This window comes from Streptomyces lienomycini (assembly GCF_027947595.1).
GTDB classification, from domain to species: Bacteria; Actinomycetota; Actinomycetes; order Streptomycetales; family Streptomycetaceae; genus Streptomyces; species Streptomyces lienomycini.
Genome location: NZ_CP116257.1, coordinates 5,141,023 through 5,166,385, shown reverse-complemented (window position 1 = coordinate 5,166,385; position 25,363 = coordinate 5,141,023). Strand labels below are relative to the sequence as shown.

24 protein-coding genes and 1 pseudogene are annotated in these 25,363 nt (G+C 74.2%); 17 read left to right on the top strand and 8 right to left on the bottom strand.

Annotation, left to right across the window (positions count from 1 at the left end):
* Nucleotides 1–281: 281 nt before the first annotated feature.
* Together tuf and BJ961_RS23470 are read left to right on the top strand one after the other, a co-directional pair.
* Nucleotides 282–1,460 (top strand): elongation factor Tu, encoded by a 1,179-nt coding sequence (tuf, locus tag BJ961_RS23475; protein WP_271414785.1) that lies wholly within the window; start codon nucleotides 282–284, stop codon nucleotides 1,458–1,460.
* A 49-nt stretch (nucleotides 1,461–1,509) separates the two neighbouring features.
* The gene (locus BJ961_RS23470; RefSeq protein WP_271414784.1) at nucleotides 1,510–2,355 is read left to right on the top strand and encodes a spermidine synthase; all 846 of its coding nucleotides are present in this window, start codon (nucleotides 1,510–1,512) and stop codon (nucleotides 2,353–2,355) included.
* 3 nt (nucleotides 2,356–2,358) lie between these two features.
* Here BJ961_RS23470 and BJ961_RS23465 read toward each other — a convergent pair whose 3' ends face one another.
* Together BJ961_RS23465 and BJ961_RS23460 are read right to left on the bottom strand one after the other, a co-directional pair.
* A complete protein-coding gene (locus BJ961_RS23465; protein WP_271414783.1) occupies nucleotides 2,359–3,399 on the bottom strand; it encodes a hypothetical protein in 1,041 nt (346 codons plus the stop codon).
* Between the two features lie 69 nt (nucleotides 3,400–3,468).
* Nucleotides 3,469–4,416, bottom strand: coding sequence for a hypothetical protein (locus tag BJ961_RS23460; protein WP_271414782.1), 948 nt, complete (start codon nucleotides 4,414–4,416; stop codon nucleotides 3,469–3,471).
* An 84-nt stretch (nucleotides 4,417–4,500) separates the two neighbouring features.
* Between BJ961_RS23460 and BJ961_RS23455 the strand changes: the two genes are divergently transcribed.
* Both BJ961_RS23455 and BJ961_RS23450 read left to right on the top strand, forming a co-directional pair.
* Nucleotides 4,501–4,938, top strand: a complete 438-nt coding sequence (locus tag BJ961_RS23455; protein WP_271417146.1) for a DUF4442 domain-containing protein — start codon at nucleotides 4,501–4,503, stop codon at nucleotides 4,936–4,938.
* 81 nt (nucleotides 4,939–5,019) lie between these two features.
* Entirely contained in the window at nucleotides 5,020–5,655 is a 636-nt protein-coding gene (locus tag BJ961_RS23450; protein WP_271414781.1) for a DedA family protein, read from the top strand.
* Between the two features lie 62 nt (nucleotides 5,656–5,717).
* On the opposite strand, the gene BJ961_RS23445 is transcribed toward BJ961_RS23450, so the two are convergent.
* The gene (locus BJ961_RS23445) at nucleotides 5,718–6,254 is read right to left on the bottom strand and encodes a gamma carbonic anhydrase family protein (RefSeq protein ID WP_271414780.1); all 537 of its coding nucleotides are present in this window, start codon (nucleotides 6,252–6,254) and stop codon (nucleotides 5,718–5,720) included.
* Nucleotides 6,255–6,361: 107 nt separating this feature from the next.
* On the opposite strand from BJ961_RS23445, the gene BJ961_RS23440 reads away from it, so the two are divergent.
* Nucleotides 6,362–7,165, top strand: coding sequence for an acyltransferase (locus tag BJ961_RS23440; protein WP_271417145.1), 804 nt, complete (start codon nucleotides 6,362–6,364; stop codon nucleotides 7,163–7,165).
* A 138-nt stretch (nucleotides 7,166–7,303) separates the two neighbouring features.
* Nucleotides 7,304–7,861: a YbaK/EbsC family protein gene (locus BJ961_RS23435; RefSeq protein ID WP_271414779.1), complete on the top strand. Its 558-nt coding sequence runs from the start codon at nucleotides 7,304–7,306 to the stop codon at nucleotides 7,859–7,861.
* 12 nt (nucleotides 7,862–7,873) lie between these two features.
* Here the strand turns inward: BJ961_RS23435 and BJ961_RS23430 are convergent, their stop codons facing one another.
* Nucleotides 7,874–8,932, bottom strand: coding sequence for a cation diffusion facilitator family transporter (locus BJ961_RS23430; protein ID WP_271414778.1), 1,059 nt, complete (start codon nucleotides 8,930–8,932; stop codon nucleotides 7,874–7,876).
* Between the two features lie 66 nt (nucleotides 8,933–8,998).
* Between BJ961_RS23430 and BJ961_RS23425 the strand changes: the two genes are divergently transcribed.
* The 4 genes from BJ961_RS23425 to BJ961_RS23410 all read left to right on the top strand — a co-directional run bounded on the left by BJ961_RS23425 (nucleotide 8,999) and on the right by BJ961_RS23410 (nucleotide 13,547).
* The gene (locus BJ961_RS23425; RefSeq protein WP_271414777.1) at nucleotides 8,999–9,358 is read left to right on the top strand and encodes an ArsR/SmtB family transcription factor; all 360 of its coding nucleotides are present in this window, start codon (nucleotides 8,999–9,001) and stop codon (nucleotides 9,356–9,358) included.
* A gap of 145 nt (nucleotides 9,359–9,503) precedes the next feature.
* Nucleotides 9,504–10,958, top strand: a complete 1,455-nt coding sequence (locus BJ961_RS23420; protein ID WP_271414776.1) for a hypothetical protein — start codon at nucleotides 9,504–9,506, stop codon at nucleotides 10,956–10,958.
* A gap of 70 nt (nucleotides 10,959–11,028) precedes the next feature.
* On the top strand, nucleotides 11,029–12,273 hold the full coding sequence (locus BJ961_RS23415) for an AAA family ATPase (protein ID WP_271414775.1): 1,245 nt from the start codon (nucleotides 11,029–11,031) through the stop codon (nucleotides 12,271–12,273).
* Nucleotides 12,270–13,547 (top strand): vWA domain-containing protein, encoded by a 1,278-nt coding sequence (locus BJ961_RS23410; RefSeq protein ID WP_344503917.1) that lies wholly within the window; start codon nucleotides 12,270–12,272, stop codon nucleotides 13,545–13,547. Before BJ961_RS23415 ends, BJ961_RS23410 begins: the two co-directional genes overlap by 4 nt.
* 12 nt (nucleotides 13,548–13,559) lie before the next feature.
* Here BJ961_RS23410 and BJ961_RS23405 read toward each other — a convergent pair whose 3' ends face one another.
* Complete coding sequence (locus BJ961_RS23405) at nucleotides 13,560–13,967, bottom strand: CoA-binding protein (protein WP_271414773.1); 408 nt, start codon at nucleotides 13,965–13,967, stop codon at nucleotides 13,560–13,562.
* Between the two features lie 146 nt (nucleotides 13,968–14,113).
* On the opposite strand from BJ961_RS23405, the pseudogene BJ961_RS23400 reads away from it, so the two are divergent.
* From BJ961_RS23400 to BJ961_RS23385, 4 genes and pseudogenes are all read left to right on the top strand, one after another.
* Nucleotides 14,114–14,829, top strand: a pseudogene (locus BJ961_RS23400) (hypothetical protein).
* Between the two features lie 71 nt (nucleotides 14,830–14,900).
* On the top strand, nucleotides 14,901–15,527 hold the full coding sequence (locus BJ961_RS23395; RefSeq protein WP_271414772.1) for a YigZ family protein: 627 nt from the start codon (nucleotides 14,901–14,903) through the stop codon (nucleotides 15,525–15,527).
* Between the two features lie 105 nt (nucleotides 15,528–15,632).
* The gene (locus BJ961_RS23390) at nucleotides 15,633–16,796 is read left to right on the top strand and encodes an exonuclease SbcCD subunit D (RefSeq protein ID WP_271414771.1); all 1,164 of its coding nucleotides are present in this window, start codon (nucleotides 15,633–15,635) and stop codon (nucleotides 16,794–16,796) included.
* On the top strand, nucleotides 16,793–19,804 hold the full coding sequence (locus tag BJ961_RS23385; protein WP_271414770.1) for an AAA family ATPase: 3,012 nt from the start codon (nucleotides 16,793–16,795) through the stop codon (nucleotides 19,802–19,804). The genes BJ961_RS23390 and BJ961_RS23385 overlap by 4 nt, the downstream gene beginning before the upstream one ends.
* Nucleotides 19,805–19,812: 8 nt before the next feature.
* Here the strand turns inward: BJ961_RS23385 and BJ961_RS23380 are convergent, their stop codons facing one another.
* Nucleotides 19,813–20,256 carry a peptidoglycan-binding domain-containing protein gene (locus BJ961_RS23380; RefSeq protein ID WP_271417144.1) on the bottom strand — a complete coding sequence of 148 codons (444 nt, stop codon included), beginning with the start codon at nucleotides 20,254–20,256 and terminating at the stop codon, nucleotides 19,813–19,815.
* A 327-nt stretch (nucleotides 20,257–20,583) separates the two neighbouring features.
* Between BJ961_RS23380 and BJ961_RS23375 the strand changes: the two genes are divergently transcribed.
* From BJ961_RS23375 to BJ961_RS23365, 3 genes are read left to right on the top strand one after another with little or no spacing between them, the layout of a single operon-like run.
* The gene (locus BJ961_RS23375) at nucleotides 20,584–21,552 is read left to right on the top strand and encodes an AraC-like ligand-binding domain-containing protein (protein WP_271414769.1); all 969 of its coding nucleotides are present in this window, start codon (nucleotides 20,584–20,586) and stop codon (nucleotides 21,550–21,552) included.
* A 31-nt stretch (nucleotides 21,553–21,583) separates the two neighbouring features.
* Nucleotides 21,584–22,102 (top strand): immunity 21 family protein, encoded by a 519-nt coding sequence (locus BJ961_RS23370; RefSeq protein WP_271414768.1) that lies wholly within the window; start codon nucleotides 21,584–21,586, stop codon nucleotides 22,100–22,102.
* 54 nt (nucleotides 22,103–22,156) lie between these two features.
* Complete coding sequence (locus BJ961_RS23365) at nucleotides 22,157–23,002, top strand: SDR family oxidoreductase (protein ID WP_271414767.1); 846 nt, start codon at nucleotides 22,157–22,159, stop codon at nucleotides 23,000–23,002.
* A 19-nt stretch (nucleotides 23,003–23,021) separates the two neighbouring features.
* Here the strand turns inward: BJ961_RS23365 and BJ961_RS23360 are convergent, their stop codons facing one another.
* Together BJ961_RS23360 and BJ961_RS23355 are read right to left on the bottom strand one after the other, a co-directional pair.
* On the bottom strand, nucleotides 23,022–24,710 hold the full coding sequence (locus tag BJ961_RS23360) for a DUF885 domain-containing protein (RefSeq protein ID WP_271414766.1): 1,689 nt from the start codon (nucleotides 24,708–24,710) through the stop codon (nucleotides 23,022–23,024).
* Between the two features lie 78 nt (nucleotides 24,711–24,788).
* A complete protein-coding gene (locus BJ961_RS23355; protein ID WP_271414765.1) occupies nucleotides 24,789–25,328 on the bottom strand; it encodes an Lrp/AsnC family transcriptional regulator in 540 nt (179 codons plus the stop codon).
* Nucleotides 25,329–25,363: the final 35 nt, after the last annotated feature.

Here is a 25,363-nt window from a genome sequence, read left to right as displayed (position 1 = left end):
CGGACGCGCCGCCGGGCCCGCTCGTATCGAACTCCCGTTCCCCGAAAACCATTCGACGTGGGCCGAGGCGTCGGCGAGGATCGGCGTCATGTTCCGGTACGCCTTCCACCTCGCAGCATCCGCGGTCGCGGACGCCCCGAAGGCTGCCGTCGCCCATCTCACCGCCGCAGTCGACGGCGCCCGAAGCTGACCCTCCCCGGATCGTCCGGCGGACCCCGCAGGGGGAGGGTCGGCCGGCCCCAGGGGTTCCCACCACCGCCACGAGGCTTCGAGGTACCGCCATGTCCAAGACGGCGTACGTCCGCACCAAACCGCATCTGAACATCGGCACGATGGGCCATGTCGACCACGGCAAGACCACCCTGACCGCCGCCATCACCAAGGTCCTCGCCGAGCGCGGGGCCGACGGCACCACCCGGTACGTCTCCTTCGACCGCATCGACCGCGCCCCGGAGGAGGCGGCGCGCGGCATCACCATCAACATCGCGCACGTCGAGTACGAGACCGACACCCGGCACTACGCGCACGTCGACATGCCCGGCCACGCCGACTACGTCAAGAACATGGTCACCGGCGCCGCCCAGCTCGACGGGGCGATCCTCGTCGTCTCCGCGCTGGACGGGATCATGCCGCAGACCGCCGAACACGTGCTGCTCGCCCGACAGGTGGGCGTGAACCACATCGTCGTCGCCCTCAACAAGGCCGACGCGGGCGACGAGGAACTGACCGACCTCGTCGAGCTGGAGGTCCGCGAACTGCTCACCGCGCACGGCTACGGCGGCGACGCGGTGCCCGTCGTACGGGTCTCCGGGCTCAAGGCGCTGGAGGGCGACCCGCGGTGGACGGCGTCCGTCGAGGCGCTGCTCGACGCGGTGGACACGTATGTGCCCATGCCCGAGCGGTACGTGGACGCGCCGTTCCTGCTGCCGGTGGAGAACGTGCTCACCATCACCGGCCGCGGCACCGTCGTCACGGGAGCCGTCGAGCGCGGCACCGTCCGCGTCGGTGACCGTGTCGAGGTGCTCGGGGCGTCCGTCGAGACCGTCGTCACCGGCCTGGAGACCTTCGGCAAGCCGATGGCGGAGGCCCAGGCCGGGGACAACGTGGCGCTGCTGCTGCGCGGGGTCGCCCGCGACACGGTGCGCCGCGGGCACGTGGTCGCCGCGCCCGGCAGCGTCGCGCCCGCGCGCCGCTTCACGGCGCGGGTGTACGTGCTGTCGACGCGCGAGGGCGGGCGGTCGACGCCGCTCACCACCGGCTACCGGCCGCAGTTCTACATCCGCACCGCGGACGTGGTCGGCGACGTGGACCTCGGCGAGGCGGCCGTCGCCCGGCCCGGCGACACCGTCACCATGACGGTCGAACTGGGGCGGGACGTGCCGCTGGAGACGGGGCTCGGCTTCGCGATCCGCGAGGGCGGCCGCACCGTGGGCGCGGGGACCGTGACCGCCGTGGGATGAGGCTGCCGTCGCCCGGCCGGGTGAGACCCGTGCTTGGCACAATGGCCGGGTGAACGAAGCCATACCGGTCAGCCGGGTCACCGACCACGGCACCGCCAAGCTCATGCCCGACGTCGACCGGGAACGGGCCTGGCTGCTCACCGTCGACGGCGCACCGCAGTCCTACGTCGACCTGGACGAGCCGGCGCACCTGGAGTTCGAGTACACGCGCCGGCTCGGCCACGTCCTGGACACGGTCGCCGAGCCGGGGCGCGCGCTGGACGTCCTGCATCTGGGCGGCGGCGCGTTCACCCTGCCCAGGTACGTGGCCGCGACCCGGCCCGGCTCGCGGCAGGACGTCGTGGAGGCCGACCGGGGGCTGCTCGACCTGGTCGCCGAGCACCTGCCGCTGCCGCCGGGCGCGGGCATCACCGCACACGGTGCCGATGCCCGCGCCTGGCTCGTGGACGCACCCGCGGACTCGGCCGACGTGCTGGTCGCCGACGTCTTCGGCGGCTCGCGGGTGCCCGCGCACCTGACCTCCGTCGGCTACGTGCGCGAGGCGGCCCGGGTGCTGCGCGCCGACGGCGTGTACGTGGCCAACCTGGCCGACGGGGCGCCCTTCGCCTTCCTGCGCGGTCAACTGGCCGGATTCGCCGCGTTCTTCGCGGAGCTGGCGCTGATCGCCGAACCGGGGGTGCTGCGCGGGCGCCGCTTCGGCAACGCGGTGCTCGTCGCCGCACACCGGCCCCTGGACACCGCGGCGCTGGCCCGGCGCACCGCCGCCGACGCCTTCCCGGCCAGGGTCGAGCACGGGCCCGTCCTGCGGGAGTTCGTCGGCGACGCCCGGCCGGTGGGCGACGAGGACGCCGTCCCGTCGCCGGTGCCGCCCGCCGGAGCGTTCGGTATCGGCTGAGGGCTACGACCCGGTCGGCGGTGCCTCGGTGAGGCGCACGGTGCTCAGGATCTTCTGGATCGTCGCCTCCGGGACCTCCTCCTTGACGCCCTTGGCGCCGTACAGGTTCCAGGTGACGAAATCACCCGCGCCGTTCTGGAACGCGAAGGTGATCGCCTTGCCCTCGGTGTCGCACTTCCCCTTCTTCGGAGCGCCCTCCGAGTGCGCCGTGATGACGCTGCCCTTGATGCCCGACGCGGTGGTGTACGCCTTCGCCTTGCCGTACTTCACGCTCTTCTTGTCCGGCTCGGTGAAACCGCCGTAGATCCACCACGGCACCCGCGTCTCGGCCGCCTGGTCGGTGTTCGTGGCGCCCGTCTCACCGCGGGTGCCCGTGGTGGCGAGGGCGGTGGTCTCCTTGCGGCCGTCCTTGTTCTCGTCGGTGGTGCACCACTCGGACTTCAGGTAGGCCGGGGCGGTGACGGTGGTGCGGTCGGTCTTGCCGTCCTCTTCCCACTCGAAACCGACGCTGGTGTCGGTGCTGTCGATCTCCCAGTCCGCGGGCACGTCGAACATCGTGCCGAAGCGCGGGTTGGCGACGACCTTCCAGCCGTCGACCGTGGCCTTCGCGTCCTCACCGCCACGCGGGTTGTCCTCGGAGCCGGACGCGCTGGGCTCCGCGGAGGGGGACTCGGACCCGCTCGCGGACGCGCCGGCGGACGGCTTCTTGTCCTTGCCGTCGTCCGCCCGGTCGTCCTTGTCACCGCCGAGCACCAGGAACCCGGTGACGCCCGCGGCCACCACGACGGCGAGGGAGGCGACGATCGCGACGAGCTTCGTCCGGTTGCCCCCACCGCCCCCGCCGCCACCCGCCGCCGACTGCTCAACCGTGGCAGGCTGCGGGGTGCTCCACTGCTGCTGCCCGTAGGCGGGCTGCTGCGGATAGCCGGGCTGCTGCTGGTAGCCGGGCTGCTGATACGGATTCGGCTGCTGGTACCCCGGCTGCTGGTACGGATTGTCCTGCGGGTTCTGCTCGCCCCCGGGCGGCTGCTGTCCTGGCCACATGGGCAGTCACCCTAATGCCGCCCAGGACACGATTCGGTCACCGGGCCTTGTCAGGGACGTACCGAAGTCTCACGACTTTGACGGGGCGTACTCCCGCACGGTCGCGAGGATCTCGCGGACGGTGGCTTCGGGCACCTCGTCGGCGACGTCGGCGGCGCCGACGAACGACCAGGAGGCGAAGCCGCCGTCGGCGGACTTGAAGGCGAACGTGGTCGCCTTGCCGTTCACGTCGCACTTGTCCTTCTTCTCCACCCCGGACGACCGGGAGGTGGCGACGCTGCCCTCGATGCCGGAGGCGGTGGTGAAGGACGCCACCGGTCCCGTCGACACCTTGTCCCGGTCCGGCTGGGTGAAGGCCCCGTAGACCCACGTCGCGGAGTCGGTGCGGGCTATCTCCCCGGTGCTCCGCGCGCCGTTGTTGCCGCGGGTGCCCGCACTGGCCAGCGGCGTGTGGTCGACCGAACCGTCCCGGTCGCCGTCCGACCCGCACCACTCCTCCTGGAGGACGGCAGGGGCCTTCATCCCGACCAGGGGCTTCTCGTCGGGGTCGTCGTTCTCGGCGACGTAGGTGACCCAGTCGCGCGACTGCGGAGCCCAGGAGGGCGGTACGTCGAAGGCGATGCCCTGGTCGGGATTGGCCACGACCGTCCAGCCCTCGACGGTGGACCGCGGGGTGCCGTCGGCGTCGCGCGGGTTTCCGGCGGTGGAGGCGGGCGGCGAGGAGGAGGCGGGGGCGGTCGGGGCGGGGGCCGCCTCGTCCTCGCCGCCGCCCAGCAGGACGGCTCCGGTCACGGCGGCGGCGAGGACCACGGCCGCCGCGGCGACGACCGCCACCACCTTCGTGCGGCCGCCCGGTCCACGGCCGGGCGGCCCGGCGGGCGCGACCGTGGGGGCCTGCCAGGCGGCAGGCTGCTGCTGCCCGGCGTAAGGCTGGTGCTGCTGGTACCCGGGCTGCCGGTACGGGTTGGGCTGCCGGGGGTCCGGTCCGCCGGTGGGTGACTGCTCTCCTGGCCACATGGGCGCACAGCATACGGCGATCTTCCCCGGGGCCTGGCCCTGGATGCTACTCACGGGTAACCTTCCGGCATGAGCGCAGATCAGATGTCGATCGGCGAGTTGCTCGCCGCCACGGTGCCGATGGTCCGGACCCTGAACCTCGAGTACCTGGAGACCACCCCGGAGAAGGCCGTCCTGGCCCTCCCCGACCAGAGCGAGTACCGCAACCACGTCGGCGGGCCGCACGCCGGAGCCATGTTCACGCTGGGCGAGTCGGCCAGCGGCGCGATCGTGCTGGCCGCCTTCGGTGACCAGCTCTCCCGGGCGGTGCCGCTGCCGGTCACCGCGGAGATCGCCTTCAGGAAGATCGCCCTCGGCCCGGTCACCGCCACCGCGACCCTCGGCCGCCCCGTCGCCGAGGTCGTCGCCGAACTCGATGCCGGTGACCGCCCCGAATTCCCGGTGAGCGTCGCCATCCGGCGCGAGGACGGCGCCGTGACCGGTGAGATGACCGTCATATGGACCCTGCGCCCCAACAGCTGACCCCCGCCGACCCGGTACGCTTCCCGGTGCGCCTCGTGCGAGGCGCACCGGGAACAGGTATCCGAAGCGGAGGGTGGGGCGTTGCACGTCCAGGAATGGCTCGACACGGTGCCCGCGGCGGCCGTCTACGCCGTCGTCGGACTGGTCATCGGTCTGGAGAGCCTGGGCATCCCGTTGCCCGGCGAGATCATCCTGGTGTCGGCGGCCCTGCTGTCGTCGCAGCACGGCGGAATCGACCCGCTGGTCCTCGGAGCCTGCGCCAGCGCGGGCGCGGTGATCGGCGACTCCATCGGCTACGCCATCGGCCGCAAGGGTGGCCGGCCGCTGCTGGCCTGGCTGGGCGCGAAGTTCCCCAAGCACTTCAGCGAGGGGCACGTCGCCACCGCCGAGCGGTCCTTCCAGAAGTGGGGCATGTGGGCCGTCTTCTTCGGCCGCTTCGTCGCCCTGCTGCGCATCTTCGCCGGCCCGCTGGCCGGTGTGCTGCGGATGCCTTACTGGAAGTTCCTGATCGCCAACGTCCTCGGCGGCATCCTGTGGGCGGGCGGCACCACCGCCGTCATCTACTACGTCGGCGTCGTCGCGGAGGACTGGCTCAAGCGCTTCTCGTGGCTGGGCCTGGTGGTCGCGGTCCTGATCGGCGTCGCCTCCATGCTGATCGTCAAGCGGAGGGCGAGTAAGGCCCAGCAGACGCCCGAGCCGGTCGCCGCCGGGGAGTGAGGCGCCCCCGAAGGGGCGCGGGGAACCGCGCGATCAGCCACGACGAAGCCGCAGCCGGCCGATCACCGCACCTGTCCCACCGCATCCCGATGCTCCCCGGCCAGCGCCGCGTACATCGTGCCGTTCAGCGTGACCCCCTGACGCTCCTCCTCCGTCAGCTCCCGCTTGACCTTCGCCGGGACCCCCGCGACCAGCGACCCCGGCGGCACCCGCATCCCCTGCGGGACCAGGGCCTGCGCGGCGACCAGTGAACCGGCGCCGATCACCGCGCCGTTGAGGACCGTGGCGCCCATGCCGATCAGGCAGTCGTCCTCGACGGTGGCGCCGTGCACCACGGCGTTGTGCCCGATGGAGACGCGCTCGCCGACGGTGACGGGGAAGCCCGGGTCGGCGTGGAGCGTGCAGTTGTCCTGGACGTTGCTGCTCGCGCCGACGGAGATCCGCTCGACGTCGCCCCGCAGCACGGCGCCGTACCAGACGCTCGCCCCGGCGTGCAGCGTCACATCACCGACGACCGAGCACGTCGGTGCCACGAACGCCTCCGCGTCCACCGTCGGTTCCTTGCCGCCGATGCCCGTGATCAGCGCCTTCTGTGTCATCTTCGCCTCCTGCTCGGGTGATGTACGGCACCGTACGCCACCCGGTGGGGTGAAGATCACAGCACGGCGCGGCCATGGCCGTACCGCGCGCGGGCTACCGTGAGCGGGTGCCCCACCGCAAGAACACGTTCTCGTCCTGGCGGAGCCGCCTCGCTCAGCGGGCCGTCCACGCGGGCTGGGCCTGGGTGCAGCGCACCGGTTCCGTCACCGCCGCGCACCCCGGACGCTTCCGCTTCGGCGCCCTCGGCACGGGCACCCGGCTCGCCTTCCCCCTCGGCACCGTCTTCGGCGAGCCCTGGATCCATGTCGGTGCCCACTGCATCATCGGCGAGCAGGTCACGCTGACCGCCGGGCTCATGCCCGACCTCGACCTCGGCCCGGAGCCGATCCTGCGCATCGGCGACGGAGTCGTCCTCGGCCGCGGCAGCCACGTCATCGCGGACACCACCGTCACCGTCGGCAGCGACTGCTACTTCGGCCCGTACGTCTACGTCACCTCCACCAACCACTCCTACGACGACCCGCACCGGCCCATCGGCAAGCAGTGGCCCCGGATGGACCCGGTGGAGATCGGCCCCGGGTGCTGGATCGGCACCGGCGCGGTCATCCTGCCGGGCGCCCGGATCGGCCGGAACGTGGTCGTGGCCGCCGGTGCCGTCGTCCGGGGCACGGTCCCCGACCACGCGGTGGTGGCGGGCGCCCCCGCCCGAGTCGTTCGCCGCTGGACACCCGCCGAGGGCTGGCAGCCGCCGCTGCGGACACCGGCCCCGGTGCCGATCCCCGACGGGGTCACGCCAGGGCAGCTGCGGGAGCTGTCGAAGCTGGACGACGAGGCGGTGGCCCGGCTCGCCGCGCTGGACGACCCGGCCAAGGGGGCGGGCCGGCTCGCGGAACCGGCCGCGGAGAGCTGAGCGCCGGGTGCCGGGTGCCGGGCCGTCCGGCCCGGCGGCGAGGGCGACGGACCGACGGGGATGATCACGGCCGTCCCGTGCCGCCCGTCCACCGAGACGGCCGTTCGCCGGGCCGCCCGCCGTTGCTAGCGTGCCGCCATGCACGCACCCATCGGGAACTTCGACAGCGCCACGCCTGCCCCCGACCGCCTCGACGACCTGACCCGCCCCGTCGCCGACGGCGTACGCCGCTGGAACGGCACCGTACCGGCCGACCGGATCCTCTACGTCGACACCGAACCGGAATGGGCCGACACCGCCACCTTCGTCGAGCACTACGGCCGTGAGCTGCTCGAACAGTCCGCCAACTGCGTGGTGGTCAGCGGCAAGCGGGGCGGCGGGACGACGCTCGCCGCCTGTGTGGTGCTCTCCACCACCCGGGTCGACGTCAACGGTGTCGTACGCCGTCGCCTAGGGGCGCGCAAGGCATCCTTCGCCCCGATGGACACCGCCACCGGCGAGACCGGCATGGAGTACGGCGGCATCACCCCGGTCGGCCTGCCCGCCGACTGGCCCGTGCTCGTCGACGCGGCCGTCGTCGACCTGCCGTACGTCCTCGTCGGCAGCGGGCGCCGCCGCGGCAAGCTGCTGGTGCCCGGCAAGGCCTTCGCGGAGCTGCCCGGCGCGGAGGTTGTGGAAGGGCTCGGCGTCGCCTGACCGGTCGGGCGCTCACGCGGTGGCGTGGTGGGCGATCGCCAGGTGCGGATCCGCCTCGCCCGCGGACGGCGCCGGGTCGGCGTGGACCAGGGCGGCGGTGAGCCGCGGCACCGCGTGCAGCAGGGCGTGCTCGGCCGCCACGGCGATGCGATGGGCCTCGCGGACCGTCGCCTCGCCGTCCACCACCAGGGCGACCTCGGCGCGCAGCCGGTGCCCGATCCAGCGCAGCCGCAGCTCACCCACCCCGCGCACGCCGGGGACCTCGCCCAGTGCGCGCTCGGCCCGGTCCACCAGCGCCGGATCGACGGCGTCCATCAGGCGCCGGAACACCTCGCGCGCCGCGTCCCGCAGGACCAGGACGATCGCGGCCGTGATCGCCAGCCCCACCAGCGGGTCGGCGAGTTGCCAGCCGAGGGCCGTGCCTCCGGCGCCCAGCAGCACGGCCAGTGACGTGTAGCCGTCGGTGCGGGCGTGCAGCCCGTCGGCGACCAGCGCGGCGGAGCCGATCTCCCGGCCCACGCGGATCCGGTGGCGGGCCACCCACTCGTTCCCGGCGAAGCCGGCCAGGGCGGCCACCGCGACCGCCGGGACGTGCGCGACCGGGCGCGGGTCGAGCAGCCGGTCCACCGCCGTCCACGCCGCGAGGACCGCGGACGCGGTGATCGTCAGGACGATCACGACACCGGCCAGGTCCTCCGCCCGCCCGTAGCCGTAGGTGAAGCGCCGGGTGGCCGCGCGCCGGCCCAGGACGAAGGCGATGCCCAGCGGGACGGCGGTCAGCGCGTCCGCGGTGTTGTGCACGGTGTCGCCGAGCAGCGCCACCGACCCGGAGACCACCACCACGGCCGCCTGTGCGAGGGCCGTCCCACCCAGCACCGCCAGGGACACCCACAGGGCGCGCAGCCCGCGGGCCGAGGACTCCAGGGCCGGGTCCAGCTTGTCGGCGCTCTCGTGCGAGTGGGGGGTGAGCCGGTGCGCGAGGCGGTGCGCGAGCCGGCGCCACCGGTCGGCGGGGGAGCGGTCGGGGTGGGGGTGCTCGTCGTGGTGGTGATGCCGGTGCGGGTCGCTCATGGTGCCCCTTCCGGTGTCGCGGTGCGATGGGTGGACGTCCGCCGCCCACGACGCCATTATGTGCGTATGAACGCACGCATGCACCTGTCACCTGCGGACGATGCGCACCCGCGCACACCCGGCGAGGAGCAGTTCGCGCTCGCCGCCGAGGTACTCGCCCTGCTCGGCGACCGCACCCGTCTGACCCTGCTGCACGCGCTGACCGGCGGAGAGGCCGACGTCACCACCCTCACCGAGGCGTGCGGAGCGGCCCGCCCGGCGGTCAGCCAGCATCTGGCCCGGCTGCGGCTCGCGGGGCTGGTCGGCACCCGCAAGGACGGACGCCGGGTCGTGTACTCGCTGCGCGACGGACATCTGCGCCGCCTGGTCGACGAGGCGCTGAACGTGGCCGACCACCGGCTCGGCGACCGGCCCCTGCATGACTGAGCCGCCCGCGGCTCCGTGGCCGGGGCCCTCGGGTCCGGGGCGCGGAAAACACCTGGCGGCTCCCGAACGGCGAGGCTATGCTCCCCGCGATGACTACTCCTCCCGTCGGCAGATTGGGGGACCCGTCCGCGCAAGGTGAGTGCTGATGGCCACTCACCTCGCCCACGGGGACCCCGACTTCCGCATTTCCCTCTGGCAGCGCGTGCGCGAGTTCGCCGTGCCGCCCTCCATGATCGAGACCGCGACCACCCGCCGCCGTGCCGGGGACTGGGCGGGCGCGTGCGCCGCCGCGGCCGTCGACGTCGACCTCGACCCGCGCTCCGTGGCGCGCACCCACGGCCACGCTGTCGCCTCCCGGCTCCGCGCCGACCTGCGGCACCTCGCTCCCGACCTGCTGCGCTGGCACATGCCGAGAATCGCCCCGGACGGGCTGCTGCGCCCCGGCCTCACCCTCACCCTCGCCCGGTACGACACCGCGGGCCACGACGGCGCACGCCCGCTGCACCTCGTCGTCCGCACCCCGCCCGCCTGGGCGGACGGCGGCCAGCGGATCAGCCTGGCCCTGTGGGACGGTACGGGCCGCCACGCCGGCACCGCACGGCATCCGCACCCCCGGCCCAGCCGACGCTTCCGCCTCGACCTGCACCGCCACCTGTGGGACGCGCGCAGAACCGGTGAACTGCGCGTCCGCTCGGGCGCCGACCTCCCGCCGCCCGCCGACGCACCGGCCGCACCCGCGGATCCGGCGGCGGAGTCCGAGCCGGAGCGCCACTGCGCCGTAGACCGGTGGGCGGCCGAGGCGGGGATCCTGCTCCGGGCCGAGGACCGGACGGCACCAGGCACCGGCACCCGCACCGGCACGGCGGAGGGCACCGGTACCTCCACCGTCGTCGTGCGGGTCGGGGCCGGGCAACGGCTGGCCCTGGAACTGGACACGGGCCCGGACGGTGTCCCACGGTCCGCGCCGCGCATCGCGGCGCTGCCCACGGGCGGCTCCTCCTGCGCGCTGCCGGTGCTCCCCGACGCGGCGACCTGGGTGCTGCCCGACCTGGAACTGGTCCGCGCCGGTGCCGTCGAGGCCGGCCGGCTGCATCCGCTGGTCGCCCCGGCACTGGTACCGGGGCGGGTACCGGCCGCCCCGCCCTCGACCGCGGGCCCGGTGGCGGGCCCCCGGATCGTGGACTGCCGGGGAGCCCGGCACCGGATCGGCCTCGTCGACGGAGCGCTGGCGGCGCTGGACCACGATCCGGCGGAGATCCGCCGCGAGGAACTGCTCGCCGCCCTGACCGGAACGCCACTGCCCTGCTTCCGGGCCATCGACGACGCCCACCGGCGTCCGGAGTGCCTGCCCGGCATCCGTGAACGACTCCGCCACGGGGACACCGCGGGTGCGCTCGCGGTCGTCGAGTCCCTGCTCGGCCCCGCCGCACGCCTGCGCGACGGCGCCCTGCGGGACGACCTGGAGGCCGCCGCACTGCGGCGGGTCGCCCACGGGATGTACCGCGCCGGCCTCGACGAACCCGCCGCGGGACGCGCCTGCCCCGACCGCCACCGGCCGCGTACGGGCCGCTCCCGCCCCCGCCACGCGCTCTTCGACTGACCCCAACGGCGCGCGAACACCCCGCCCCGCGCCGAAATCCTTCTCACGACCCACCCCAAGGTGATGACAAATGATGACATGTTCCCCTGCCGTGCCCTCCCGGCTCGACGTCGCCGGCGAACTGCTGGCACTCCTGCGTGACACGACCACCGAACCGCGGCCCGACATCCAACTGGAGGCGCTCACCCTGGCCGTGGCCGCCGACCTGCCCGTGCTGCTGTGGGGAGAACCCGGCATCGGGAAGACCGCGGCCCTGACCCAGCTCGCCACCGCCCTCGATCTCCCGCTGACCACCGTGATCGCCAGCGTGCACGAGCCCTCCGACTTCTCCGGCCTGCCCGTCGTCGGCGACGATCCGGCCGAGCAGGGCGTTCCGATGGCCCCGCCGGACTGGGCGGTCCGCCTGGTGCGGGCCGGCCGCGGACTGCTGTTCCTCGACGAGCTGTCCACCGCACCGCCCGCCGTCCAGGCCGCGCTGCTCCGCCTGGTCCTCGAACGGCGGATCGGCGCGCTGCGGCTGCCGCCCGGCGTGCGGATCGTGGCCGCCGCCAACCCGCGCTCCTCGGCGGCCGACGGCTGGGAGCTGAGCCCGCCCCTGGCCAACCGGTTCGTCCATCTGCAGTGGACCCACGACCAGGACGTGGTCGTACGCGGTCTCGGCGGGACCTGGCCCCGGGCGACCCTGCCCGGCCTCGACGCGGCCCGGGTGGGAGAGGCCGTGCGCTACGCGCGCCGTGCGGTGTGCGAGTTCCTCACCGCCCGCCCCGGGCTCGTGCACCGACTGCCCGGCGGCGAGACGCGCCGCGGCGGTGCCTGGCCGTCGCCCCGGAGCTGGGAGATGAGCCTGTGCCTGATCGCCTTCGCGACCGCGGCCGGTTCGTCCCGGGAGGTGCTCTCCCTGCTGGTGCGCGGGACCGTGGGGGACGGACCGGGACTCGAACTGATGGCGGGCCTGGACCGCATGGACCTCCCGGACCCCGAGACGCTGCTCGCCGACCCGGCGGGTGCCGTACTGCCCGAACGGGGGGACCTGCGCCAGGCCGTGCTGGACGGGGTGGTGGCCGCCGTGCGCAAGCGGCCGGAGCGGTCCCGGTGGGACGCGGCGTGGGCACTGCTGGCCCGGGCGATGGAGACCGGCGCCCCGGACGTCGTGGTCGTCCCGGCGACGACGCTCGCCGCGCTGCGGCAGGGGGACTGGGACGTCCCGGCCTCGATCGACCGACTCGCCGGCGCCATGGCCCTGTCCCGCCGCGCCGACCGCGCCGCCGACCGCGCGGCGGCACGGATCGCCGGCACGGCGCAGGCGGCCCGATGAGCCCGGGGAGTACGACCGTGCCGGACCGGGTCGTGATCGACCTGGAGAAGCTCTTCACCGCCCGGCTGCAGGCCGCCCGGGCCCGGCCCTACCTGGCGACGGCGCTGTTCGCGCTGCACGTCGTCCCGTCGCGGAGGGTGCCGACGATGGCCGTCGACACGCACTGGCGGTGCTACGCCTCGCCGGTCTTCGTGGACCGTAGGCCCGTGGAGGAACTGGCCGGGGTCTGGGTGCACGAGGTGTCGCACCTGCTGCGCGACCATCACGGGCGCAGCGACCGGGTGGCGCGCGAGCGCGGGCTGACGGGCCCGGCGGAACGGCTGCGGATGAACATCGCCGCCGACTGCGAGATCAACGACGACGCGTTCGGCGACGGCCTGGTCCGCCCCGAGGGCGCCGTCGACCCGGCGTTCCTGCAACTGCCGGACGGGCAGCTCATGGAGGACTACCTGCGCCAGTTCCGGCTCGGGCGGCTCACCGAGAGCCTGGCCTGGCTGGACTGCGGCAGCGGCGCCGACGGCCTCGAACGGGACTGGGACCTCGGTCCCGACGGCGCGGACGGACTCAGCGAGCAGGAACGGGACGCGGTGCGCTTCCGGGTGGCGCGGGGCATCAACGCCCGTCCGGGAAGCGCCCCGAAGGGATGGCGGCGGTGGGCGGAGAAGGTGTTCCACCCGCCGCAGCCCTGGCGCGAGTTGCTGGGCGCGGCGGTCCGCTCGGCCACCTCCTCGGGCGGCGCGGGAGAGGACTACACGTACGGCCGGCCGTCGCGCCGCTCCGCCGGAACGCCCGGCGTCGTCCTGCCCAGCCTGCGGCGCAGACCGCCCCGGGTCGCCGTGGTCATCGACACCTCCGGGTCCGTCAGCGACGCCGAACTGGGCAGCGCGCTCCTCGAGGTCGCCGCGATCGCCCGCGCCGTCGGCGGCCGGCGCGACCTGGTCAGCGTGGTGCCGTGCGACGCGTCGGCCCGCGCCGCGCACTCCCTGTGCCGGGCCGAGGGGATCCCGCTGACGGGCGGCGGCGGGACGGACCTGCGCACCGGCTTCGCCAAGGCGCTGCGGTCGAGCCCGGCGCCGGACGCCGTCGTGGTCCTGACCGACGGGCAGACGCCCTGGCCGGACACCCGGCCGGCATGCCGGACCGTGGTGGGCTTGTTCCCCCGGGAGCGGTCGAACGGGTCCTGGGACGAGGACGACCCCGAGTACGTCCCCGACACCCCGCCCGAATGGGCCCGCGTGGTGGTCATCGAGTCCGGTCCGGGCACCGCCCGGTGAGCTGCCGCCCGATCAGCCCAGCCGGGGGATCTCGATCGCGGGGCAGCGGTCCATCACCATCTCCAGGCCCGCGGCCCGGGTCCGCTCGTACGCCGCCTCGTCGACCACGCCGAGCTGGAACCAGACGGCCCGCGCGCCCTGGGCGACCGCCTCGTCGGCGACCGGACCGGCCAGGTCGCTGTTGACGAAGACGTCGACGACGTCCACGTCGAAGGGAACGTCCGCGAGCGAGGCGTAACCCTGCTCGCCGTGCACCGTCTCCGCCTTGGGATGCACCGGGACGACGCGCTTGCCGAAGCGCTGCAGCACCTCGGCGACGCCGTACGCCGCGCGCTGACGGTTGTTCGACAGGCCCACCACGGCCCAGGTGTCGCCCGACTCGGTGAGGATCTTGCGGACGGTTGCCTCGTCGCCGTACACCGGCGGCCTCCTCGTGCTCCCGGGCGGCCCGCGGATCGGGCACCCGGTCGGGACAACGGACGGCGGCACGCCGGGATTCCCCGTGCGGCGCAAGCGGTGCCGCGCGCCCCTGTGCGCCACCGCCCCACCCCGCCTACGCTCGCCTCGTGCTGCGCATCATCGACGCCCGGACCGGGCACCCCGCCCCCGCCGCCCCCGCCCGGCGGGCACCGACCCGTGTCGAGGCGCACGCGCCGGGCGGCGACGCCACCGCCCTGCGGGTCCTGCTCGTCGCGGACCTCCTGGTACGTGTCCTGGAACTCGACGGCACGCCCGCGTGGGCGGTGCTCGCCGGCGCGGAGGAGCGGGAACGGCTGGACGGGGCCGCGGCCGCCCTCGGCGTCCGGCCCTTCGAGGACGGCCCGGCCCCGGCTCCTCCCCGGGCTCCGGCCAGAGCGTGCGCGTCGTACGCGACGACGCGGCCGCCCCGGACGGGACGGCGATCGCCGTCGCCCCGGTGCACCCCGCCGCACTCGACCTCGCCGCCCCCGACGCCGTGCGCCTCGCCCTGCTCGAACGGCACCACCACGCGCGCGTGGAGCTCGACACGAGGACGCTGGACGAGGCCCGGCAGAGCCTCGCCCGCCTGCGCCACGCGGTCGCCGACTGGGCCCGGCGGCCCTCGCGCCCCGTCCCGGGCGACGTCCGCGACCGGCTGCGGGCCGCCTGGGAGGACGACCTCGACGCCCCCGGAGTGCTGCGTGTCCTGCACGAGGTGGAGAGCGACCCGGACCTCCCGGACGGAGCCCGCTTCGAGATCAGCGCCTACGCCGACCGCTTCCTCGGCCTCCACCTCACCCGGGACGTCGGGACCGTCGGATGACCGCGGGCGCCGCCCGGCCCCGCGACGACCGTGCCGGGGGACGCGGTACGGCGAGCGCATAGGCTGGCCGGATGCAGGACGAGTACCGCACGGTCGCCCGCGCGGGCGTGCACGAAACCGAGATCAACCGCTCGCGCTTCCTGTGCGCCCTCGCCCCGGCCGCCACCGAGCAGGACGCCCAGGCGTTCGTCGCGGGCGTGCGCAAGGAGCACGCCGACGCCACCCACAACTGCTGGGCCTACGTCATCGGCGCCGACGCCGCCGTCCAGAAGGCGAGTGACGACGGCGAGCCGGGAGGCACCGCGGGCGTCCCCATGCTCCAGATGCTCCTGCGCCGCGACATGCGCTACGTCGTCGCCGTCGTCACCCGCTACTACGGCGGCGTCAAGCTCGGCGCGGGCGGCCTCATCCGCGCCTACGGAGGCGCGGTCGGCGAAGCCCTGGACGACCTCGGCACGCTCACCCGCCGCCGGTTCCGCCTGGCCACGGTCACCGTCGACCACCAGCGGGCCGGCAAGCTCCAGAACGACCTGCGCACAACGGGCCGCGCCGTGCGCGACGTGCGCTACGCCGAGGACGTCACCATCGAGGTCGGCCTCCCGGAGACGGACGTGGACACCTTCCGCGCCTGGCTCGCGGACGCCACCGCCGGCTCCGCCGGGTTCGAGCTGGGCGGAGAGGCGTACGGAGACGCATGACAAGCCGGACAAGACGGTCGTAACAGGCCATCGCGCAACGGTCGTGAAGGGCGAAACGGGAGTAACCGTCCGGGCTGTCGGACCCTCCCGTTAGTCTCGGGGATCATGCGACTGCTGCACACTTCCGACTGGCACCTCGGCCGGGCGTTCCACCGGGTGAACATGCTCGGCGCCCAGGCCGGGTTCATCGGCCACCTCGTCGACACCGTGCGCGAGCACGCCGTCGACGCCGTGGTCGTGTCGGGAGACGTGTACGACCGGGCGGTGCCGCCGCTGGCCGCCGTCGAACTGTTCGACGACGCCCTGCACCGCCTCGCCGACCTCGGCGTGCCGACGGTGATGATCTCGGGCAACCACGACTCGGCCCGCCGTCTCGGGGTCGGTGCCGGGCTCATCGGTCGTGCCGGCATCCACCTGCGCACCGACCCGGCGGGCTGCGCGACCCCCGTGGTACTGACCGACCCCCACGGGGACGTCGCCCTCTACGGACTGCCGTACCTCGAACCGGCCCTCGTGAAGGCCGAGTTCGGCGTCGAGAGAGCGGGGCACGAGGCCGTGCTCGCCGCCGCCATGGACCGGGTGCGCGCCGACCTCGCCACCCGCGCGCCCGGCACCCGTTCCGTCGTCCTCGCGCACGCCTTCGTCACCGGCGGCGAGCAGAGCGACAGCGAGCGGGACATCACCGTCGGCGGGGTCGCCGCCGTGCCCTCCGGCGTCTTCGACGGCGTCGACTACGTGGCCCTCGGGCACCTGCACGGCTGCCAGACCCTCACCGAGCGCGTCCGCTACTCCGGGTCCCCGCTGCCGTACTCCTTCTCGGAGCACCGGCACCGCAAGAGCATGTGGCTCGTCGACCTGGACGCCGGGGGATCGGTCACCGCCGAGCGCGTCGACTGCCCGGTGCCGCGCGCGCTGGCCCGGCTGCGCGGCACGCTGGAGGACCTCCTCGCCGACCCGGAACTGACCCCGCACGAGGACGCCTGGGTCGAGGCGACCCTCACCGACCCGGTCCGGCCGGACGACCCCATGGCACGGCTCACCGAGCGGTTCCCGCACACGCTCAGCCTCGTCTTCGACCCCGAGCGCGCACCCGACGAGCCGGGCGTGTCCTACGCCCGGCGCCTCGCCGACCGCAGCGACCAGCAGATCGCGGAGGACTTCGTCGGCCACGTGCGCGGCGCCGGTCCCGACGGCCACGAGCAGAGCGTCCTGCGGGACGCCTTCGACGCCGTACGCGCCGACGAGACCCTGCGGGAGGTGGCACGGTGAGGCTGCACCGGCTGGACATCACCGCCTTCGGGCCCTTCGGCGCCTCGCAGAGCGTCGACTTCGACGACCTCTCGACGGCCGGACTCTTCCTCCTGCACGGCCCCACCGGCGCGGGCAAGACCTCCGTCCTCGACGCCGTCTGCTACGCCCTGTACGGCTCGGTGCCGGGCGCCCGGCAGGGCGGCGGCCAGGGAGTGACGCTACGCAGCGACCACGCGGCCGTCGGCACCCGCACCGAGGTGCGCCTCGACCTCACCGTCGCGCAGCGCCGACTGGAGATCACCCGGCAGCCGCCCTGGGAGCGCCCCAAGAAGAAGGGCGTCGGCACCACCGTCGACAAGGCCCAGACCTGGCTGCGCGAGTACGACGCCACGGCGGGAACCTGGAAGGACCTCAGCCGCTCCCACCAGGAGATCGGCGAGGAGATCACCCAACTGCTGGGCATGAGCCGCGAGCAGTTCTGCCAGGTCGTGCTGCTGCCCCAGGGCGACTTCGCGCGTTTCCTGCGCGCCGACGCGGAGGCCCGCGGCAAGCTCCTCGGGCGGCTCTTCGACACCCGGCGGTTCGCCGAGGTCGAGAAGCGCCTCGCGGAACGGCGACGCACCACCGAGGCCCGGGTCCGCGAGGGCGACGCCACGCTGCTGGCCGACGCGCACCGGATGCAGCAGGCAGCCGGCCGCGCCATGGAACTGCCCGAGCTGGCGCCGGGCGAGCCGGGCCTCGCCGAGGCCGTTCTCGGCGCCGCCGCCGTCGCCCGCACCACCGCCCGCGAACTGCTCACGATCGCCGACTGCCGGCTCACGGCCGCCGAATCCGCCCAGGCCGCCGCCGAACGCGAACTCGCCGGCGCCCGGGAACTCGACCGGCTGCAACGCCGGTTCGCCGAGGCACGGGAGCGAGCCGCACGGCTCGCCGAGCGGGCCGACGCCCACCGCGCCGCGCAGGAGCGCATGGAGCGGGCCCGCAAGGCCGAAGCGGTGGCGCCCGCCCTGGAGCTGCGGAACGCCGCCGGCACCGAGCACCGGCGGGCGGCGGCCGCGGAGGCACGCGCGCGTGCCGTCCTGCCGCAGGCCCTCGCCGACGCGGGCGCCGCCGGACTCGCCGCCGCCGCCCGCCGGACCGCCGAGGAACTGGGCGGCCTCGAGTCGGCCCGTCGCGCCGAACAACGCCTCGCCGGCCTGGTCGAGGAGCGGTCCGGCCTCGACCGCCAGGAACGCGCCGACGAGGACGTCCGGCACGAGGCGGAGACCTGGCTCGCCGACTGGGAGCGCACCCGCACCCGACTGCAGGGTCGCGTCGACTGCGCGCAGGAGGCCGCGACCCGTGCCGAACAGCTCGCCGTGCAGCGCGATCCGGCACGGCGCCGACTCGACGCCGCCCGGCAACGCGACCGGCTCACCGACGACACGGAGGCCGCCCGGCGGCGGGCACTCGCCTCGGCCGAGCACGCCGGGGACGCCCGCGCCCACTGGCTCGACCTCAAGGAACAGCGGCTGACCGGCATCGCCGCAGAACTCGCCGCGAACCTCACCGACGGCACCCCCTGCGCGGTGTGCGGCGCCACCGAACACCCCGCCCCCGCGCGCAAGACCGCCGGGCACGTCGACCGCGACGCGGAGGAGCGGGCCCTCGCCGCCTACCAGGCCGCCGACGAGCGGCGCGCGGACGACGAACGACGCCTGGGCACCGTACGGGAGGCCCTCGCCGCCGCGAAGGCGGAAGCCGGCGAGACGCCCACCGCCCGGCTGGCCGAAGAGGCCGAGGAGCTGGAGCGGGAGTACGCGCGCGTGCGGACGACCGCCTCCGGGCTGCACGCCGCGCAGGAGGAGCTGCGGGGGGCCGAGCGAGAGCGCGAGCAGCGCGTCGCCGCCCAGCAGCAGGCCGCCCTCCGGTCCGCCTCCCGGATCGCGGGACGGGACCGCCTGGAGCGCGAACAAACGGCCCTGGAAGAGGAGTTGACGCGAGCACGCGGTGCCGCCGCGAGCGTGGCGGCGCGGGCGGCGCAGCTGGAACGCCGGGCCGTGCTGCTCACGGAGGCCGCCGACACCGCCCGCGTCGCCGAGGACACCGCCCAGCGGCTGAAGGACGCCGACGCCCGGCTCGCCGACGCCGCCTTCCGGGCCGGCTTCGACACCCCCGGGGACGCGGCGGCCGCACTGCTCGACGCCACCGCCCACCGCGAGCTGCAACAGCGGCTCGACGCCTGGCACTCCGAGGACGCCGCCGTCCGCGCGGTCCTCACCGAGGCCGACACCGTCACCGCGTCCCGCCGACCGCCCGCCGACCCGGCCGCCGCGGGGCGGACGGCCGCCGACGCGGGTCTGCGCCTGCGCGAGGCCGCCTCCGCCCGCGACGCCGCCGCCCGGTGCTGCGCCGAGCTGGACCGGCTGTCCGCGCACGCAACCGCCTCCGTGCGCGGGCTCGCCCCGCTGCGCGAGGAACACACCCGGGTCGCCCGCCTCGCCTCCCTCACCGCGGGCACCTCCGCGGACAACCAGCGCCGCATGCGCCTGGAGTCCTACGTCCTGGCCGCCCGCCTCGAACAGGTCGCCGCCGCGGCCACCGCCCGCCTGCTGCGCATGTCCTCCGGCCGCTACACCCTCGTCCACTCCGACGACCGCTCCGGACGCGGCCGCAGCGGCCTCGGCCTGCACGTCGTCGACGCCTGGACCGGCCGCGAACGCGACACGGCCACGCTGTCCGGCGGGGAGACGTTCTTCGCCTCGCTCGCCCTCGCGCTCGGCCTCGCCGACGTCGTCACCGACGAGGCCGGCGGCGTCCGCCTGGACACCCTCTTCATCGACGAGGGCTTCGGCAGCCTCGACGACCAGACCCTCGACGAGGTCCTCGACGTCCTCGACGCCCTGCGCGAGCGGGACCGCAGCGTCGGCATCGTCAGCCACGTCGCCGACCTGCGGCGGCGGATCCACGCCCAACTCGAGGTGGTGAAGGGGAGGTCGGGGTCGGCTCTGCGACAAGGCGGTACGGGCCAGTCCGTCTCCCGGTGAACGTCCCGTCAGCTCCCGTTCCGCCGGGTGCATGTGTTCATGATCCGGTCATTGCTCGGGTTGTGCCACGGGAACTTCATGTTGGCTGCGGTGTTCGGGCCGTAGATCCCGTCCTGCTCGCTCGATTGCTGCGGGAAGATCTGTACCTGCAAGTAATACACTGCGTTCTTGGTGGCGTTCCCGTAGATGCCGTCGATGTCGCCGGGGCCGAACTTGTGACCCTGAGCGCCCGTGTAGACGTTGTAGCAGTACGCGAGCGCCGTCTGAAGAGCGGTGACGCCCTTGTTCCGCGCTCCCGGACTCATGCTGCACTTGACCGTGGCGGCCGACTTCGGAATGAGCATGTAGTACGAATACGCGGAGTTCGGCTTCATCTGGACCGCGCGGCTGCACTTGGGGGTCGCGGCAGCCGCCGGCGTCGATTCCAGGGCAACGAGGCCGACCGACAGCATGGTCACGGACAGAACGCTCGATGCGAGCTTACGATTTCTCATTGTCGCTCCAATTCCTCCGGCTTCGCCCAGCGACTTTAGGCGCGTCCTGTGCTTCGGACTTGGCCGAGCGTGCAGGGAACTTTGTCAGTGGTGCACCGCAGCTCCCGTTCGGTGCCGCAGCAGGCGGGCAGGCTCTCCGAACGCGTTTCGGGGTCGTTGCGCAGCCGGTGGGACCCCGCCAGACTGGTGGCCGGAACCATCCTTGTGCCGAGGGGGTCTTGTGGGGGAACGGGCCGAGATGCCGCCGGGCCGGCTTCATGACCTGGCCGGACGGAGGTCTGCTTCATGAGCCCGGTCCTGGACACCGCGTGCATTCCGCCGCGGGATCGGGAGGAAGTGGTCCGGCACGCGGTGTGGGAATCCCTGGTGGCGGTCGACATCGACCACCGTCCCCCCGACGAGGACATCTCCGTGCGCATAGGGCTCGGCGCCGTCGGGCCCCTCAGGTTCTGTTCGGCGAGGGCGTCCGCGGTGACCGTCCGTCGGACGGAGCGGCTGGCCCGGCAGGACGAGGAGCCGGCCGTCTTCCTCGGCCTCCAGGTGACGGGTACCAGCCTGGTGACGCAGAACGGCCGCGAGTGCGTGCTGAAGCCGGGCGAGTTGGCCGTCTACGAATCGGTCTCTCCCTACACCCTGCTCTTCGACGAGGGAGTCGACCACCATTTCCTGCGATTTCCCCGTGCGGCACTCGCACTCCCCGACCAGCTGCTGCGTGACACCGGTACGGTCACCCTGGGTCCCGACAACCCCCTTGCGTGCCTCGCCTTCACCTACTTCTCCCAACTGGCGGTCAGCGACCGGCTGCACCAGGCCGCGCACGCCGACAGCGTTGTGGAACCCAGCGTCGAGCTCCTGCGGGCGGTCCTGACGACCCAGCACGGCGACTCCGGCCTCGCCAAGGCGCCGTTGGAGGCGACTCTCAGCCTCCGCGTCACGCAGTACGTCCGAGAGCACCTGGCGGATCCGGACCTGTCGGCCGCACGCATAGCCGCCGCCCACGACATCTCCGTACGGCACCTCTACGCGGTGCTGTCCCGGTCGGGGATCAGCCTCGGAGAGTGGATCCGTACCCGCCGCCTGGCCGAATGCCGGCGAGAGCTGGCCGGTGCGAACGGACGGCTGCGGACCATCGCCGCAACAGGACGGAGATGGGGCTTCGTGGACGCCACCCACTTCAGCAAGACGTTCAAACGGGCCTACGGAATCTCACCCCGGGCCTGGCGGGAACAGAACCGCCCCCGCTCCCAAACGTAAGGGCGTTCGACGGGCGTGTAGGTTCTCGACCATGGTGCGATACGCGGAGCCGGGCCGGGTGGAGTGGGTCGAGTCGGGCGGAGGGCCGCTCATCGTGGTCCCCGAGACGGTTCTGCCGTTCTGGACCGGCGCCGACGGCGAGGAGGCGGACTCCGACTACGACCGGGCCTGCGAGGTCGACGGCCAGGTCGGACTCCTGCCCGTCGGCGACTCCACCGCCCTGGTGCTCGGCGACGAACCCGCCGCCACCGCCTACCTCCCCGACCACGGCACCTTCGTCCGCTGGTGCGCCGCGGACTCCGAGGACGAGGTGCTGGACGGGGTCCCCGCCGCCCTCGACACGGCCGAGTGGCAGCCCGAGGTCTCCTGGCACGTGCCCGGCCCGGTGCTCCTGTTCGACGCCGCCTGGCCCGGCGCCGCGTCGGACCGCGCAGGCCGGGCGCGGGTCGCGCTGGAGCCCGGCCGGTACGCGGTGCGCGCGGCGGAGGTGCGCCCCGAGCCGGAGACCTGGCTGAGCCTCGTCCACCTGCGGTGGCTCGCCGACCGGTAGCCGGGGACGAAAACGGCGTGCGGGGCGCCCGCGGCCCACCCATCATGGGTGCCCATGCCACGACTTCCCCTCCCCGCCCCCGAAGACCTGCGCCGCGACCCGCTGCCCCTGCGCGGCCGTACCGCCCTCGTCACCGGAGCCAGCCGACGCCGCGGCATCGGCCACGCCGTGGCCCGGCGGCTCGCCGCGTACGGAGCGAGCGTCTACCTGCACCACCACGTGCCGCACGACGCCGCCATGCCCTGGGGCGCCGACCGCGTCGAGGACGTGGCCGCCTCCGTACGCGCGGCCCTCGGCGACCCCGACGCCGCCGTGCACGCGGGCCCCGGCGACCTCACCCGGCCCGACGCACCCGGCGACCTCGTCGCCACCGCCACCGAGGCGCTCGGCGGACGGCTGGACGTCCTCGTCGCCAACCACGCGCTCAGCGGTCTCGACGGCACCCTCGACACGGTCGACGCCGCCATGCTCGACGCGCACTGGCAGGTCGACACCCGCTCGGTGCTGCTGCTGATCCAGGCCTACGCCCGTCACCGCGCCGCCCTGCCGCCCCGCACACCCGGCGGACGCGTCGTGACGATGACCTCCGGCCAGGACATCGCGGGCGGCATGCCCGGCGAGATCGCCTACGCGTTGCAGAAGGGCGCGCTCGCCTCCGTCACGCGCTCCCTGTCGACGACCCTCGCCGAGCACGCCGTCACCGTGAACACGGTCAACCCCGGCCCGGTCGACACCGGTTACCTGACCGGCGAGGACCATGAGGCCGTCGCCGCGTGCTTCCCCGCCGGGCGCTGGGGCATGCCCGACGACCCCGCCCGCCTCATCGCGTGGCTCGCCACGGACGAGGCGGACTGGGTCACCGGTCAGGTGATCGATTCCGAGGGCGGCTTCCGGCGGTGACCGGCGAGATGAGCGGGCGTCAGAGCCGCGACAGCTCGTCCACCAGGTCGTCCAGGCCCAGCGAACCCTGGGAGAGGGCCGCCATGTGCCACGCCTTCGGGTCGAACGCGTCGCCGTGCCGCTCGCGGGCCTTCTCCCGGCCGAGCAGCCACGCACGCTCACCGAGCTTGTAGCCGATCGCCTGACCCGGGATCGTCAGGTACCGGGTCAGCTCGCTCTCCACGAAGTCCGCCGGACGGCTGCTGTGCGCGCCGAAGAACTCCTGCGCCAGCTTCGGCGTCCAGCGCTCACCCGGGTGGAAGGGGGAGTCCGCCGGGATCTCCAGCTCCAGGTGCATGCCGATGTCCACGATGACCCGCGCGGCCCGCATCATCTGGGCGTCCAGGTAGCCCAGGCGCTGCTCGGCGTCCGTGAGGAAGCCCAGCTCGTCCATCAGCCGCTCCGCGTACAGCGCCCAGCCCTCGGCGTTGGCGCTGACCATGCCCACGGACGCCTGGTAGCGGGAGAGGTCCGCCGCCACGTGCGTCCACTGGGCGAGCTGGAGGTGGTGGCCCGGGACGCCCTCGTGGTACCAGGTGGACACCAGGTCGTACACCGGGAACCGGGTCTGGCCCATGGTCGGCAGCCAGGTGCGGCCGGGGCGGGAGAAGTCCTCCGACGGCGACGTGTAGTAGGGCGCCGCCGCGCTGCCGGGCGGCGCGATGCGCGACTCCACCCTCCGTACCCGCTCGGCGAGTTCGAAGTGCGTGCCGTCCAACTGCTCGATCGCCTGGTCCATCAGGCCCTGCAGCCAGTCGCGGACCTCGTCGACGCCTTCGATGTGCCTGCCGTGCTCGTCCAGGTGTGCCAGCGCCACCCACGGAGTCTCGGCGCCCGGCAGGATCTTCTCGGCCTCCGCCTTCATCTCGGCCAGCAGGCGGTGGTACTCGGCCCAGCCGTACGCGTACGCCTCGTCCAGGTCCAGGTCGGTGCCGTTGTAGTAGCGCGACCAGCGGGCGTAGCGCTCCCGGCCCACCGTGTTCGGGGCGCCCTCGATGGCGGGCGCGTACACGTCGCGCATCCAGTCCCGCAGCTCGACCACGGCCGCGGTCGCGCCCCGGGCCGCCTCGTCCAGCTCCGCGCGCAGCGCCTCGGGGCCGTCGGCGGCGAAGTCCTCGAACCAGCCGCGCCCCTCGCCCGTGTCCGCCCACTCGCCGAGCTGTTCGACGAAGGTGGCGGTGGGACGCGGCGCCGCGTACAGCTCACGCTCCAGGCCCAGCGACAGGGACGCGCGGTAGCCCGCGAACGCCGCCGGCACCGCGCGCAGCCGCTCGGCGATCCGGGCCCAGTCCTCGTCGGTCTGCGCCGGAGTGAGCGTGAAGACCTCGCGCACCGAGTGGGCGGCGGTGCCCATGTTGCCGACCGAGCGCAGGCCCTCGTCCGCCTCGTGCACCGCCAGTTCGGCCGTCAGGCGCTCGCGCAGCAGCCGGGCGCAGCGCCGCTCCACGTCGCTGTCCCCGCCCGGCCCGCGCTCGGCCTCGTCCAGCCGGGCGAGGGTGGTGCGGGCCAGCTCCGCGAGGGCCTCCTGCCCGACGGGCGAGAAATCGGGCAGGCGGCTGGAACTCTCCGCGACACCGAGATAGGTACCGGTGACCGGGTCGAGGGCGATGAGGTCGTCGACATAGGCGTCGGCGACCTCGCGGGGCAGCGGGCTCTTGGTCTCTGACATGCGGACATCCTCGTACGGATACCGGTGCCGCGTCAGCCCGGTGGGCCCGGCCCGACGGCCCGGGAGGCCGGATTTCGCTCAGGGCGTGTCCGCGGACGGCGACGACGACGCGGACGCGGACGCGGGTGACGGCGACGGGGTCGGCGCGGTCGGTGGCAGCAGGGGGCCGCACTCCCACTGCTGGAAGATCAGCCGGGTCTCGACGCGGGCCACCTCCCGCCGGGACGTGAACTCGTCCAGGACCAGCCGCTGCAGGTCCGTCATGTCCGCGACCGCGACATGCACCAGGTAGTCGTCCGGACCGGTGAGGTGGAAGACGGTGCGCGACTCGGGCAGCGCGCGGATCCGCTCCACGAACGGGCCGACCAGCTCCCGCCGGTGCGGGCGCACCTGCACCAGCAGCAGCGCCTGGAGACCGCGGCCCAGCTTCGCCGGGTCCAGTTCGAGCCGATGGCCGAGGATCACCCCGGCCCGCCGCAGCCGGGCCACCCGGTCCAGACACGTCGACGGGGCGACGCCGACCTGGGCCGCGAGATCGCGGTAGGTGGTCCGGGCGTCGTTCTGCAGCAGCCGCAGCAGATGAAGATCCACCGGATCCAGTACGACGGAATCGGCCATGGCCCGAACGTAGCACGGAGTCCGGCCCGGCCGGC

Bases quoted from the DNA above. Each gene is read 5' to 3' on its own strand.
- tuf (WP_271414785.1), top strand. From the start codon at position 282: ATGTCCAAGACGGCGTACGTCCGCACCAAACCGCATCTGAACATCGGC.
- BJ961_RS23465 (WP_271414783.1), bottom strand. From the start codon at position 3,399: ATGTGGCCAGGACAGCAGCCGCCCGGGGGCGAGCAGAACCCGCAGGAC.
- BJ961_RS23460 (WP_271414782.1), bottom strand. From the start codon at position 4,416: ATGTGGCCAGGAGAGCAGTCACCCACCGGCGGACCGGACCCCCGGCAG.
- BJ961_RS23455 (WP_271417146.1), top strand. From the start codon at position 4,501: ATGTCGATCGGCGAGTTGCTCGCCGCCACGGTGCCGATGGTCCGGACC.
- BJ961_RS23445 (WP_271414780.1), bottom strand. From the start codon at position 6,254: ATGACACAGAAGGCGCTGATCACGGGCATCGGCGGCAAGGAACCGACG.
- BJ961_RS23435 (WP_271414779.1), top strand. From the start codon at position 7,304: ATGCACGCACCCATCGGGAACTTCGACAGCGCCACGCCTGCCCCCGAC.
- BJ961_RS23430 (WP_271414778.1), bottom strand. From the start codon at position 8,932: ATGAGCGACCCGCACCGGCATCACCACCACGACGAGCACCCCCACCCC.
- BJ961_RS23425 (WP_271414777.1), top strand. From the start codon at position 8,999: ATGAACGCACGCATGCACCTGTCACCTGCGGACGATGCGCACCCGCGC.
- BJ961_RS23420 (WP_271414776.1), top strand. From the start codon at position 9,504: ATGGCCACTCACCTCGCCCACGGGGACCCCGACTTCCGCATTTCCCTC.
- BJ961_RS23415 (WP_271414775.1), top strand. From the start codon at position 11,029: ATGATGACATGTTCCCCTGCCGTGCCCTCCCGGCTCGACGTCGCCGGC.
- BJ961_RS23410 (WP_344503917.1), top strand. From the start codon at position 12,270: ATGAGCCCGGGGAGTACGACCGTGCCGGACCGGGTCGTGATCGACCTG.
- BJ961_RS23395 (WP_271414772.1), top strand. From the start codon at position 14,901: ATGCAGGACGAGTACCGCACGGTCGCCCGCGCGGGCGTGCACGAAACC.
- BJ961_RS23390 (WP_271414771.1), top strand. From the start codon at position 15,633: ATGCGACTGCTGCACACTTCCGACTGGCACCTCGGCCGGGCGTTCCAC.
- BJ961_RS23380 (WP_271417144.1), bottom strand. From the start codon at position 20,256: ATGCTGTCGGTCGGCCTCGTTGCCCTGGAATCGACGCCGGCGGCTGCC.
- BJ961_RS23375 (WP_271414769.1), top strand. From the start codon at position 20,584: ATGAGCCCGGTCCTGGACACCGCGTGCATTCCGCCGCGGGATCGGGAG.
- BJ961_RS23370 (WP_271414768.1), top strand. From the start codon at position 21,584: ATGGTGCGATACGCGGAGCCGGGCCGGGTGGAGTGGGTCGAGTCGGGC.
- BJ961_RS23365 (WP_271414767.1), top strand. From the start codon at position 22,157: ATGCCACGACTTCCCCTCCCCGCCCCCGAAGACCTGCGCCGCGACCCG.
- BJ961_RS23360 (WP_271414766.1), bottom strand. From the start codon at position 24,710: ATGTCAGAGACCAAGAGCCCGCTGCCCCGCGAGGTCGCCGACGCCTAT.
- BJ961_RS23355 (WP_271414765.1), bottom strand. From the start codon at position 25,328: ATGGCCGATTCCGTCGTACTGGATCCGGTGGATCTTCATCTGCTGCGG.